The sequence below is a fragment of the Hymenobacter sp. HD11105 genome (genome assembly GCF_054051685.1).
Genome location: NZ_JBSWBR010000002.1, coordinates 185290 through 198444 on the forward strand (window position 1 = coordinate 185290; position 13155 = coordinate 198444).

Annotated in this window: 10 protein-coding genes; 6 read left to right on the forward strand and 4 right to left on the reverse strand. The window is 54.2% G+C overall.

Going from position 1 to position 13155, the window contains the following annotated elements:
• Nucleotides 1-92: 92 nt before the first annotated feature.
• Together ACW9KT_RS07285 and ACW9KT_RS07290 are read left to right on the forward strand one after the other, a co-directional pair.
• Nucleotides 93-449, forward strand: coding sequence for a DUF952 domain-containing protein (locus ACW9KT_RS07285; protein ID WP_457078856.1), 357 nt, complete (start codon nucleotides 93-95; stop codon nucleotides 447-449).
• An 82-nt stretch (nucleotides 450-531) separates the two neighbouring features.
• Nucleotides 532-1293, forward strand: a complete 762-nt coding sequence (locus ACW9KT_RS07290) for a hypothetical protein (protein ID WP_457078858.1) — start codon at nucleotides 532-534, stop codon at nucleotides 1291-1293.
• Nucleotides 1294-1349: 56 nt separating this feature from the next.
• On the opposite strand, the gene ACW9KT_RS07295 is transcribed toward ACW9KT_RS07290, so the two are convergent.
• From ACW9KT_RS07295 to ACW9KT_RS07305, 3 genes are all read right to left on the reverse strand, one after another.
• The gene (locus ACW9KT_RS07295; protein WP_457078860.1) at nucleotides 1350-3266 is read right to left on the reverse strand and encodes an ABC-F family ATP-binding cassette domain-containing protein; all 1917 of its coding nucleotides are present in this window, start codon (nucleotides 3264-3266) and stop codon (nucleotides 1350-1352) included.
• Between the two features lie 126 nt (nucleotides 3267-3392).
• Entirely contained in the window at nucleotides 3393-6935 is a 3543-nt protein-coding gene (locus tag ACW9KT_RS07300) for a PAS domain S-box protein (RefSeq protein WP_457078862.1), read from the reverse strand.
• Between the two features lie 268 nt (nucleotides 6936-7203).
• Nucleotides 7204-7437 (reverse strand): hypothetical protein, encoded by a 234-nt coding sequence (locus ACW9KT_RS07305; protein WP_457078864.1) that lies wholly within the window; start codon nucleotides 7435-7437, stop codon nucleotides 7204-7206.
• Between the two features lie 115 nt (nucleotides 7438-7552).
• On the opposite strand from ACW9KT_RS07305, the gene murI reads away from it, so the two are divergent.
• From murI to ACW9KT_RS07320, 3 genes are all read left to right on the forward strand, one after another.
• Nucleotides 7553-8389, forward strand: a complete 837-nt coding sequence (gene murI, locus ACW9KT_RS07310; RefSeq protein WP_457078866.1) for a glutamate racemase — start codon at nucleotides 7553-7555, stop codon at nucleotides 8387-8389.
• A 191-nt stretch (nucleotides 8390-8580) separates the two neighbouring features.
• A complete protein-coding gene (locus ACW9KT_RS07315; RefSeq protein WP_457078868.1) occupies nucleotides 8581-9240 on the forward strand; it encodes a hypothetical protein in 660 nt (219 codons plus the stop codon).
• 101 nt (nucleotides 9241-9341) lie between these two features.
• A complete protein-coding gene (locus tag ACW9KT_RS07320; protein WP_457078870.1) occupies nucleotides 9342-10514 on the forward strand; it encodes a glutathionylspermidine synthase family protein in 1173 nt (390 codons plus the stop codon).
• A 51-nt stretch (nucleotides 10515-10565) separates the two neighbouring features.
• On the opposite strand, the gene ACW9KT_RS07325 is transcribed toward ACW9KT_RS07320, so the two are convergent.
• Nucleotides 10566-11558 (reverse strand): IS110 family RNA-guided transposase, encoded by a 993-nt coding sequence (locus ACW9KT_RS07325; protein ID WP_457078872.1) that lies wholly within the window; start codon nucleotides 11556-11558, stop codon nucleotides 10566-10568.
• Between the two features lie 312 nt (nucleotides 11559-11870).
• Here ACW9KT_RS07325 and ACW9KT_RS07330 point away from each other — a divergent pair, with 312 nt between their 5' ends.
• The gene (locus tag ACW9KT_RS07330) at nucleotides 11871-13001 is read left to right on the forward strand and encodes an IS110 family RNA-guided transposase (RefSeq protein WP_457078874.1); all 1131 of its coding nucleotides are present in this window, start codon (nucleotides 11871-11873) and stop codon (nucleotides 12999-13001) included.
• The last annotated feature ends 154 nt before the right edge of the window (nucleotides 13002-13155 follow it).

Sequence of the window (13155 nt, forward strand, 5' to 3'; positions counted from 1 at the left end):
TCAGGGCAAGTTAAGAACCTCTCCCGCGCTGGTGCTCCGGCAGCGGGAGAGGTTCTTTCCGTTGTGTTGGGGCAATTACTCTGATTCTACCTATGATCTATCGTATAGCTGAGCTTGCCGATTGGCAGACGGCCCAGCAAACAGGTTTTTTCGTCAGCGCTGATCTAAGAGCCGAAGGCTTTATTCATGCCTCTGAGCTGTATCAGGTGGAGGCCACGGCCAACCGCTACTACGCTGGGCGCACCGATATTATACTTTTGGAGCTTGATGAATCGGAGTTGTGGGTAGCGGCGGTGCCCGTGAAGCGGGAATATGCCCAGGCACGCAATGATTACTTCCCGCACGTTTTTGCCCCTATTCCGCTGGCTGCTATAGTGCGGGCTTTACCATTTCAAACAGAGCCAGATGGTCAGCACGCCTTGCCGCCGGAGCTGGAAGACGAGGCCTGAAGAATAACATCGGCTCTGCACCGTTAGCAAACAACATTTTTGCTACTATTGATTCTTAGCTATATATGTCAGCGCCTACCGTATGATTATCCGTTTGTTTTTCGGCTTTAATACCTGGTTGGTGGTGGCGCTTAGCTTGCTGCTTACCGCCTGCGGGCCTTCGTACTACCTTGCTGTGCAGCCCCAAGAGTTAGAAGGTGAACCAATAAATGGTTCCCAGACGCTATTTGCCGAACTCGACGGGGTAGAAATGGAGCTTGCTTTTTCTCATTTCCGAATCAAGGACGCAGTATACGAGGTAGAAATTCGCAACGGTTCAAGCCGGGCAGTGCTGGTTGATCCGGCCCGCTTTTACTATCAACTTAGCCCAACTCAAGCAGCGCCATCCACTTCCACCGCCGATACGTCGTCTTTTTTAGCCCCCGTACCCGCCCACGATCCAGAAGCGGAAGTACAGCCGCTCAGCACCAGACTCAGCATCGATAACGGCATCGTGATGGGCGTCAGTGAGATTGAATGGATGATTATCCTTGCCAACGTTACCAAGGAAGCCATGGGCAAGAAACGGCGAGAAGCGGGTAAAGCAGGAGAAAGTCCGCAGGGAAACCCGAAACCAAAACCCCTCAACGAAGCACAGGAGCGGGAAGCTGGCGATAAGATTGCGCAGGAGCTGGCGCTTTGGCAGGGGGCTTTGCTGCGGCGTTACAATCTGCAGCCCGGCGAGTTGATTCGTGGCTACGTCGTGTTTCCGGGCTACGATCAATCGGCGGTACTGCGCCTCACTACGCCCGTTGGTCCGCACATATTTACCTTCGACTACAGCCAAAAGCGGTTAAAGTATTAAGCATAAAAAAGCCCCCCAGAACTCGTCTGGGGGGCTTTTTTATGGTACTCTATTACTTATGCTAGCTCGGCCAGCTCCAACCACCGCTCGCCTTTGGCGTCGAGGGCGGCATCGGTGCGCTTGAGTTCGGCGGCCCAGTCGGCTAGGTCTTTATGGGAGCCGGTGCCGGCATTGAGCTTCTCGATAAGCTGCTGCTTGGTTTCTTCGAGCTTCTCAATCTCCTTTTCCAGAGTTTCGTACTCCTTTTTCTCGGCAAAAGTGGCTTTCCGCTTCGGAGCTTCTGCGGGGGCTGGCGTCACTGCTTTTACTGGTGCAGCAGCTGGCGCAACGCCGGCAGCGGCTTTGGCCGTCTTAGCTTGGTCCTTTGCGTATTCCTCGGCGTTATTTTCCTTCTGCCACTCGCGGTAATCAGTGTAGTTGCCGGGGAAATGGCGAATTTGCCCCCCAGGCTCCAGCACAAATACGTGTTCTACTAGCGCATCCATAAAGTAGCGGTCGTGGGACACGATGAGCAGGCAGCCGCCGAAGTTCAGTAGGAAATCCTCCAGAATGTTGAGGGTGATGATGTCCAGATCGTTCGTGGGCTCGTCAAGAATCAGGAAGTTAGGGTTCTTGATAAGTACGCGCAGCAGCTGCAAACGGCGCTTTTCGCCCCCCGACAGCTTGCTAACCAGCGTATACTGCTGAGCCGGCGGAAACTGGAAGTGCTGCAAAAACTGCGACGCTGTCACCACTTCGCCGTTAGCCATTTCCACAACTTCGGCCACTTCCTTCACGATGTCGATGACGCGCTGCGTGGGGTCAAATTCCAGCTCCGTTTGGGTGTAATAACCGAAAACGGTGGTCTGGCCCTTATCGATGGTGCCGCTGTCCGGCGTGAGGCTGCCGGTGAGCATGTTAAGCAACGTGGACTTGCCGGCGCCGTTGGGACCAATAAGGCCAATCCGGTCCTTTTTCTTGAACACGTAGCTGAAGTCATCGAGCACCACTTTGTCGCCAAAGCGCTTGTGCAGGTGCTCCACCTCAATGATTTTGCCCCCCTGACGCGTAGTTTTCACGGACAGCTCTAACTGTGGCCCGCTGATCTTAGTCTTCGCCTTTTCCTGCGTTTCGTAAAAAGCATCAATGCGCGCCTTCTGCTTAGTGCCGCGGGCTTGGGGCTGTCGGCGCATCCAGTCCAGTTCTTTGCGCAACAGGTTGCGGGCTTTCTCTACTTCGGCCACTTCTATCTGCTCGCGCTCAGCTTTCTTCTCTACGAAGTAGGAATAATTGCCTTGATACCGATGCACGCGGCCTTGGTCCAGCTCCACTATTTCGTTGGCCACTTTATCCAGGAAGTAGCGGTCGTGGGTCACCATTAATAAGGTGAGATTGGGCGAGGCCAGCCGGTTTTCGAGCCACTCAATGGTGTCGAGGTCCAAGTGGTTGGTGGGCTCGTCGAGAATAAGCACTTCAGGCTCCTCAATCAGAACCCGAGCTAGGGCCACGCGCTTGCGCTGCCCGCCCGAAAGCTTGCTTACTGGCCGTTCCAGCAAATCACCCAAGATGCCCAGGCGACCCAAAATTTGCTTTACCTGCGACTCGTAGTCCCAGGCGTTCAGAGCGTCCATACGCTCCATCACGCGCTGCAGATCGTCAGATTTGTGCTTGGGGTCGTTTACTACGTGCTCGTAATCGCGAATGGCGGCCAGAGTATCGTTTTGACTGGCAAAAATGGTTTGCTCTACGGTCAGGGCTTCATCGAAGATGGGCTGCTGACCCAAAAAGGCCACGCGAGTGTCTTTACGCACGCTCACCGAGCCAGTATCACCAGGCTCCAAGCTGGCTAGGATACGCAGTAAAGTTGTTTTGCCCGAGCCGTTAATACCTACTAGGGCCACGCGCTGACCTTGGCTCAGGCCAAAGGAAAGGTCGCGGAATAGCCAGCGGTCGGCGTAATTTTTTGAGATATTCTCAGCTGATAACAGATTCATACCACAAAGGTAGCCAAGGCAATCCAGCTAGGAAGCACAAGGTGTGGATTCCTAGTCTAATCCTTCCTCCCTCTAGCTATTGACTCAAGCTATCAACCTTGGTACTACGCGCTGACTACGTACGTGTCAGGGGGCATTTTTGGCGGCCAACTCGTCCATATCGATCTGCATCTGCTTGATTATCTGTGCAAGCATGCTAAGGACGGTTTCTATGAGAGGCTGCAGCGCTTCCGGGTCGAAAGCGCCAGTCCACGAATCCAAATGCTCTACCAGCGGCAACGCCTGGTGCACGTGCAAGTGGTCAAGGCTAGGCTTGAGCTTGTGCGTGGCGGCCCTCAGCAACTCAGTATCATGCGTCTGTAATGCTTGGCCCAGATCGTGTATGGCTTCTTCGCAGCTTTCAATAAAGCTCGTAAGCATAAGTATCACAAACTCGTCGTCGCCCTGACCTATTTGGTACAGAAGGTCAAGATTATAAAGTGGCGCGGGCCCATTAGCACCGGTCGGCGCCGGCTGGCTGGCGCTTACAGTCACCCCAGACGGCGGGGAGCCCAGCACCCAGTCGCTCACAATCTTTAGCAGCTCATCTTCCTGAAATGGCTTAGCGAGGTAGTCATTCATGCCCGCCGCCAGGCACTTCTCTCGCTCTCCCTTGATGGCGTTAGCAGTAAGCGCAATAATGGGAGTAGAAAGGCCCACTTGGTGGCGCAGCACGGCCGTAGCCTCAAGGCCGTTCATAATGGGCATTTGCATGTCCATCAGAATCAAGTCGAAACGGTGAGCTTGCAGTAGCTCCACTGCCATGGCACCGTTCTCCGCCTCGGTCACCTCAATGTGAACATTATTGAGCAACGCCTTCGCAATCTGCCGATTAAACTTATTGTCTTCTACTAGTAACACTTGCTTACCGCGTAGTCTTTCGCGCAGGCTGTGGTTGGCTACTTCCTTGCGTGGCAAGTCGTTTTCGGAGCCCACTTGCAGAAGTAGGGAGAAGGAGTTGACGGTGCCTTCGTGTTTCTCGCTCTCGATTAGCAACTCGCCCCCCATCAGATTCACGAGGCTTTTGCTGATGCTGAGGCCCAGGCCCGTGCCCCCAAATTTGCGGGTCACCGATGAGTCTTCTTGGCTGAACTCTTTAAAGATGTCACTTAAGTAGTCCGGGTCGATGCCAATACCGGTATCCGCCACCATAAACTTAATTTCCACGGCGTCCTCTACTTGCTGCACCAACTCGCAGGAAATAGTGACACTGCCTTTCTCAGTGAATTTGATGGAGTTGCCAGCCAGATTTAGTAGAATCTGGGTAATGCGGTACGGGTCGCCGAGTAGCACGGGTGGTACCTGCGGCATTATTTCCGTAATAAGCGTCAGCCCCTTCTCCTCTGCTTTGTAGTGCAGCGTTTTCTCGATCTGGGCAATGAGCTGACTGACATTGAAGCCGATTTTCTCGACCTGTAACTGGCCCGCCTCAATCTTGGAGTGGTCCAGAATATCATTGATGATAACGAGTAGGTTCTCGCCCGAGGTAGAAATGGCCCCCAAGAAATCCTCCTGATCTGGCGTGAGCTCGGTTTTGGCCAGGAGTTGCGCCATGCCCAGAATAGCATTCATGGGCGTCCGGATTTCGTGGCTCATGTTGGCCAAAAACACCTCTTTGGCTTTCGATGAGTCCTCGGCGTGCTCTTTGGCCGCGCGCAGTTTGTTCTCCAGCGTCTTCTGGTGAGTAATGTCGAGCGTAATATGAATGGCACCGATGATCTGCCGCTCATCGTTGTAGACTGGGGCTCGGCTCACCAATAGCCACTTCTGACTGCCTCCTTTGCTGGCTACTATGCGTTCATAGGCCTCCGTGCCATCCTGCGGGGGCGACACTACCTCTACCAATAAGGAGCTAAGCAGATGCTGCTCCATTATTTCGTCGCTGGAAAAGCCCAGAGTGTCGCAGAATGCTTGGTTGACGTAGAGAACCTGGTCGTCTAAATCAGTTTCGACTAAGCCCAGCTTCATGCGTTCGATGATGCGCCGGTACTTTTCTTCGCGCCGTTTCAGCGCCTCTTCCGCGTTTTTCTGTTCCGTAACGTCCTGAAACTTCCATAGATAACCTAGGGAAGCATTATGACTATAAATCGGAATAAAGTCGCGCTGAAACACTTTGCCGTTCTTGCGCTGGAGTACGTCACCAATTACAGCTTGCTGATCGAGAACCTGGCCATTGGTGCCCTCTAGCCACCCTGGTTCACTAGGCCCGCCACTTCTCGCCGAGGCCAGTAACAGCTCTGTCTTGACACCCACCAGCTGTTCAGGAGTAGCATCTGTGTTCAGCATTTGGCAGAAAGCCTCGTTGACCAACACCACTTGCCGGTGTTCATCTTCCAGCAAAATGCCCTCCTGAAAGTTGGCAATAGTGGTCGACAAACGTCGGGTGGAGGCTTCAATGGCGAGGTTAGCCTGCTTGATGGCCGAAATATCGGTGTGCACACCGGTCATGATGAGCGGGTCGCCGTTAGCGTCGCGTTTGGTCACGAGGCCGCGGGTAAGCACCCACTTGTACTCGCCGTTTCGGCACAGCAAGCGTCGCTCTACGGAATAGATGGGTACCTCTCCGCGCAAGTAGGCCTCAGCGGCCTGCAAGCTAGGTAATTGGTCGTCGGGGTGAACGTGGTTGTGCCAGGTATGGAAGCCCATTGGGAAGTCCTCATCGGGGTACCCGAGCATGGTCCGGTAGGCATTGGAGAAGTAGTCGTCTCCGGTTTGATAGTTAAATTCCCACGCTCCGTCGCCAAACCGCTCAATGGCCAGATGCCAGCGCTGCTCACTGTCTTGCACCGCCTCCTCGGCCTCTTGGAGCGCCGTAATGTCTTGTATGATACCGCTGTAGAGCACGCCCTCGGCATCGGTGACAGAAGGCCGACAGTCGGCTTGGCACCAGCGCACGGGCTGGTCCGGCATCAGCAGGCGACCCATAAACGTGCGGGTTTCTACTATGCCAGTAGCAGGCCGCCAAAACTTGGTCCACGCCGCTTGGTCGTCGGGATGCACGAACGCCTGTAGAGAGGACAGCTGATCAGGTTGAAACCCAAATATCTGCTGCGAAGAATCACTACAATAAGCTATGTGTGAAGTGCCATCGAAGTTATCGCGCCACTGAAACAGCACGCCCGGCACCTGCTCAATAAGGTGTTGCAATTGGGTCTCGCGGTCCTGAGCCGTGACACGTGCAGCTTTCCAAGTTGTGATATCTTCCAGCAGCACGAAAAAGCGCGCTGGTTGGTGCAAAGGAGCCGGCTGTATTTTGGCGCGCAGCCAATAAGATGCACCAGTTGCAGCAGATACCTGCCCCTCGTATTGCAGGGTAGTTTGAGTAGATAAAACTGCGGGCGGATTGAAGGGAGATGCTTCTGCGTTGTGCTTGGGGGGCAAAATTTCCCAAAGTGCCTGCCCCAGGGCTTCGCTGGACTCAATCCCAAACAACTCTATGAATCCTTTATTTACCCATAGGAGGCGGCCGTGGTCGTTGAGGAGGGCTATTGCAGCAAAGGCCGGCTCCATAAGCAGCAAGGCCTGTTCCAAGTGAGCCGGTAAATTACTGGCTAGTGTAACGTCTTCAGTTGATTTGCCAAAGGCAACCTGTGGTTTGGATGAGGACGTATTGACACCAGTTTGCTCCATAATATTGACAGCACATTTGCCTTCTACATAAAGACGAAATACCGACTTGTTGATTATTAGCGGACCGTAAATTTAAGAGTTCTTGATTAGCCAAGCCCAACCAATATACAGGTAAAAGCAATAATTCATAAGCAGTTCCCTGCCCAATACAGCACAAAATGCCCTCCAGCGGGGAGCTAAGCTTTAATATAAGTACAGTATTGCACCAGTGCTTGCCGAGCTAGAAATTTCGGTACAGCTACCACAGATGGGTAGTTTAGGTGGCGCTTCAGATGACTCGTACGCGGTCTACGTGCAAATCGTCGCGCAATATTTCCAAGCCTTTATAAGCTAGCGGCCGACCAGTATTGGTCGTCAACTCGCCGCCTGCGCGGTGTAAATGAGCCACGTCGAGAACGAGTTGAGTGTACTTCAGTTCACCAAGTTCGATGGCCACAGGCCGTCCCCGACTAAGATCGAAGTTGGCGAGGGCATGATCTATTTCTTCTAAAATCTTACTCATATAAATGAGTGCTTGGGCGAGAGAGGAGCCAAGATAGGACTTTACTAAAAATTACATAATTCCTATGGCTCCAGATTAAGGCAGCCGTTGCCGAAAGCCCGTACCTTCGCCGCGTATGGCATCTTCTCCTGCTTCCTCCGATTTGCGGGCCCGGCCCATTGGTATGTTCGACAGCGGCATTGGCGGACTCACGGTGGCCCGCGCTGTCAGTCGTCTCCTTCCCCATGAGCGGCTCATTTATTTTGGCGACACGGCTCATTTGCCCTATGGCGACAAAAGCACAGCCGCTATTCAGGCGTACGCCGTTAAAATCTGCGACTTACTGCTTAAGCAGCAATGCAAGATCATTATGATTGCCTGCAACTCAGCTTCGGCGGCGGCTTATGAGTTGGTGCGAGAGTACGTTGGCTCCAAAGCCCGAGTGCTCAATGTGATTGATCCTATTGTGGCGCACGTAGGTAAAGCATACGCCGGGCGGACTGTCGGCCTTATTGGCACCAAGCAAACGGTTAATTCTAACGTGTACAAGAAAAAGCTGGACGACCTCGATATGGGTGTGCAACTACAGTCGTTGGCCACGCCGCTACTGGCGCCGATGATAGAGGAAGGCTTTTTTGAGAATACTGTCAGCGACAACATCATCAGCGCCTATCTGACCAATTCAGAGCTCGAAAATATTGAGGCGCTAGTGCTGGCCTGTACGCACTATCCACTCATTAAAGAGCAGATTTCGCGTTTCTACGAGGGAAAAGTAGAAGTGCTCGATGCCTCCGACGCGGTTGCGGCCCACGCCAAAGCTTATCTGGAAGCACATAATATGGCCGCCTTGGCCTCCGAAAAGCCCCCCACGCACCATTTTTATGTATCTGATTTCACCCGTTCATTCGAGGAAAGCACGCGTATCTTCTTTGGACGAGAAGTTCACTTGGAGCACTACCCGCTATGGGAGTAAGTCGGTGCTGAGGTACCTTGAAAAGCCCCCTGGTGTGCCCCTCAGCTGCTAGGCGTAAACAGACTGATCTTCGCTTTACTAAGGATGCGCACTCACATCGACCTTTTTTGGCAATAATCACGTTTAATAAAGTGAGCCTGCTGGGTGGTGAAATTCCCTTTGGTCAGGCAGTATTTAGCACTACTACACCTATGAAAAAGAATTATCACCGGCTCGGCGACTGGCGTCGTAATACGCTGCTGATAGCGGCGGCGGCTACCTTGGGCTTGTCTGTGTTACCAGCCTGCTCGGGCAATAACGGTTCGGAAACGGGTCAAGAGCAGTGGGGTGGGGGCGAAACTTATTCACAAGGCGTTATCACAGAAATGACCGAGGTAACGCCCGGTGAATGGAAGGTTACCGCTGAGCGCCCTGCCGGTAAAGAGGAAGTTGCTGCTATACTTAAGCACTTCGACGGCAAGGTTGACACCCTCCAAGGACAAGCTCTACAACAGCAAATGCAGGACTATAGCCGTCAGAACCCGGAGAACCGGGTGGCTGGTACCGGCATGATGGATATTCTGATGTGGAGTGGCATCGGCTATATGGCCGGGCGCTTCCTCACTCCAAATCGGGCCGCATACGCGAATCCTGGCTTGCTTCAGCAAAATGCCGGCTGGCGCCAGAATGTGGCGCGAGAGCAACAGCAGGGTCGCGCTTTCTTTGGTCGTGGGTTCGCAGGCAATCGGTCGTCAGGCGCGGGTATTAGACCCAGCACCTCGGTATCGCGCTCGGGTATCCAGAGTACGGCACCGCGGGCAGGCCGAAGCAGTGGCTTTTCGGGCCGGAGCGGTGGCGGATTTGGTGGCTAGATAAATCCATCCTCAATCAAACGAAAATTGCCCCCCAGTACTTTTAGAATGGTGCTGGGGGGTAAATTATTAAGTGTCAACTATTAATTGCTCATTGTTAAATGATTAAGCTACTACCTCTTACCGGCGATATTGCGCCGGCCGTACGTGGTTTGGGTTGGGACTGGGCTATCGAAGAGGCTTGCGCCACCTATGTGGCCCGCGAGGCTGTAGTTGTATCGGAAGAGGAAGCAGATACCTTGCTACAGGCTGCCAATACCCTCTACAATATGCTAGTGGAGTCGATTCCTGATCCAATTCCCGACGATCTACTCCAGTTATTAGCTATTCCGACCAACCTGTGGGCTGCCGTACGCCACTCCTGGAACGATGAGCGACACTGGCATATCTACGGCCGCTTTGATCTGGTTCAAACCCCCGACGGCCCGAAGCTGCTGGAATTCAATGCTGACACAGCCACCAGCCTGCCCGAAACCGCTGTAGTTCAGTGGGCCAGCTTAGTAGCCGCCGGCACCTCCGACGAGAGCCGACAGGCAAACGGACTATTTGAGGGATTGAGCGCACAATTTCGTCAATGGCTGGAGCTGAACTCGGACCTAGAGCCCAGCTTGCTACTCGTCTACTTACCCGATAGTCAGGAAGATGAGGCCAACTGCGCTGTATTAGCCGAAGCGGCCCGCGAAGCAGGCTTCGAGCACGTTCACCTATGCTCGGTGGATGCTATGCAAGTATCCGTGGCAGGAGAGGAGCGAGGCGTATGGGCACCGATAGAAGACAATCAATGGCAGCGTTTCGGGTTTTTGTTTAAACTAGTGCCGTGGGAGATCTTAGCGCAGGAGGAGCCCGAACTTACCGCTGATCTGAGCCAGTTGCTGCTCAGCCGCGACGTAATGATTGCAAATCCAGCGTACTCCTTATTATTTCAAAGCAAAGGAATCCTAGCTTGGCTCTGGCAAGTGTATCCACACCATCCGTTATTGTTAGAAGCTGCTTTGCAGGATCTATCGGGCCATTACGTCCGGAAGCCTTTGTTTGGACGGGAAGGCCAAAACGTGGCCGAAGTGCAAAATGGGCGAGTAGCTGCTGAAGTGCCCGGCGAATTTGCTCCCCAGCCCCAGGTTCGGCAACGCTGGGCCGAGCTGCCTACCGATCAGCAGCAGCGACGCTATCAGGCGGGCGTGTTTTGGGCTGGCGAAGGCTGTGCCTTAGGGTTTCGTCGAGATAAATCTGTGATTACCAATCTGTCAGAATTTCTTGCGCATATCATTGAATAGTATACAAGAACACAGTGATTAAACTCCTCATAACACGAACTGTGTTAAAAGTCAAGCATTCAGGGCCAGTTTGGAGCTAAAATCAGGTTGATAGGGCACGCCCGATTTGACAATAGCGAAGGCTTGTTTGAGCAGCTTGTTGCAGACGGCAATGAGGGCTACTTTTCCATTCTTGCCTTTGGCCACGAGTCGCTCATACAGGGCCTGGCAGGCGGTATTGAACTTCTTCGCGGCGAAGCTGCACATGAAGAGTTTCCCGCGAATCAAGCCCCCACCCATCTTGGTGATGCGCACTTTGCCGCGGATGCTGGTGCCCGAGCTGTGCTCGCGCGGCGAGAGGTCCGCCATGGCAATGAGTTGCCGATAGTTGTCCAACCGGGTGAAGCCGCCGGCAAACAAGAGCAGCATACTGGCCGTCTTGCGCCCAATGCCGGGAATGGAGCACAGCAGCGCGATTTCTGGCCCGAATCGCTGCTCGAGTAGGACTAGGAGTTCATCCTCTACTGCATCGGCCTGTTGGTTAAGGGCTTTTAGAGTCTGTTGCAACCGTTTCAACGCGGTCTTGCTGATGATGGGTTGCCGTTGCATGGCTTCCAAGGCGTTGCTCACCATGGTTTTTTGCTTGAGCAACTGCTCCGTCACCTGTTCGAGCTGGCGGCACTCGACCAACACCGTTTCCTCCGGCTGCCAGACCTTTAAGGGTTGTTGCTGGCCATAGCGCAAGAGCCACTGCGCATCCTTGCGGTCACTTTTGCCTTTGCTCAGGTGCATCTGAATGAAGCGCTTGATGACCAAGGGGTTGAGTACGGCCACTTGCCCACCGTGCTCGTGCAGGTAATAAGCCAGCGCCAGATTATAGGTACCAGTGGCTTCCATCACAAATAAGCACTGCGCCCCACAAGCCTGCACGAGTTGCTGAAAGCCGGCTTTGGTGTTGGGCACCTCCAAGTGCTTGAACTGCTGGTCAGTGGGTTGATAGCAGACGGCCAGGGTAGCTTTACTCACATCAACACCAACCACAGGGAGAGAAAGAGGAGAAATCATACCAAGAAGAGTGACGGTGAGAACGAGATAAAAAGGAGTTCTAGGAAGTCTTTTGCTATCCTCGTATGATTGTGCTGCCGTATCTTATCGGCGCTACCGGTAAGGAAGGCGGGGTCACCAGCTATCCTGAAGCACGCGGCCACACGGCTGTGATGCTGGGTATTAGAAACTGTGCCCCGCCTTCTGTTTTCGCCCGAAGACTGGACAGTATAAAGGGAGCCCTGGCTTGGTGGCATCCCGCATGTTACGAGGAAAGTTGCGGTGAAAACCCTGTGGGTAAGACGTATTGTTTACCTTCTTTTCTCCGCCTGTATGCCTGCTGTTACCCCGGTGGCACTGCCGCCTGTTGTACTCAAATATGTGGTTGGCATCGATATCGCCAAAGCCACGTTTGCTGCCTGCTTGGGCAGCATTGACGCCACGCAACGCCTACGGCTAGGCAAAGTGGCAGAGTTTGCCAACGATGCCGCCGGCTTCGAGGCGTTGCAGGGATGGGTCGCCGCCTCTCAGGCAGAGGCGGAGCGCCCGCTCTGGTACGTGGTAGAAGCCACGGGCGTCTATTACGAAGAACTGGCTTATTATCTGAGTGCGCGGCAGCAAGCCTTGAGCGTGCTCTTGCCCAACAAGGTCAAGCACTTTGCCGGCAGTACGGAACAGAAAAGCAAGACCGACGCCCTCGACGCACGCCTGCTTTGTCGCTTGGGCCTAGAGCGCCAGTTGCCGGCCTGGCAGCCGCTCACCCCGGCCATGCGCCAGCTTCGCTCGCTTACCCGCGAGCGGGCCGCGCTGCGCACCCAGGCCGCGCAGACGAAGAACCGCGCCCACGCTTATGCGCACAGCTACGAGCCTGACCCACAGGCCCTGATGCGCTTGCAGCAACGCCAAGCCTTGTTTGAGGAGCAGCTGTGGGCCATCGATACCCAAACAGCAGCCCTGGTAGAGGCCATGCCCGAACTGGCTCGCAAGCTGGCCCAGTTGACCAGTGTGCCGGGCATTGGCTTGACGACGGCCATAACCATCGTGGCCGAAACCAGCGGCTTCGCTCTGGTGGAGAACGAGCGGCAACTGACCTCGTATGCGGGCTTGGATGTGGTGCAGCGGCAAAGTGGCAACCTAGCCCGCCCTACGGCCATTTCTAAGCGCGGCAACGCCCGCCTACGCACGGCCCTTTACTTGCCGGCGGTGAGCAGTCTGCGCTACAACGAGCAGCAAAAAGCATTTTACGCTCGGCTGCGGGCCCGTTCCCCCAACGGGAAGGTCGGCGTTATTGCCGTCATGCGCAAGCTGCTCGTGCTCTGCTATTCGCTTTGGAAAAATGACCAGATGTATGATCCTGCTTACCACCCAGCGACGGCAAAAGCCCAAGAAGTAGCCCCGACGCCCGTAGGTGCCGAGGCTACGCAGGATGCACCCACGGGCGCTCCTTTAGAAGCCCTAATCTAATAAAAAACAGTCCATCGGGTTGTTTTTAATCACAGTATCTAATACAGGCTCGCTGGCCTCCTGGAACTGTCCAAAGTAGTCCTAGAAAAGAGAGGGGATTGTCATGTTAAACGAGCTCGTAATGGCTCCATAATCGATGAATCTTACGCCTCCC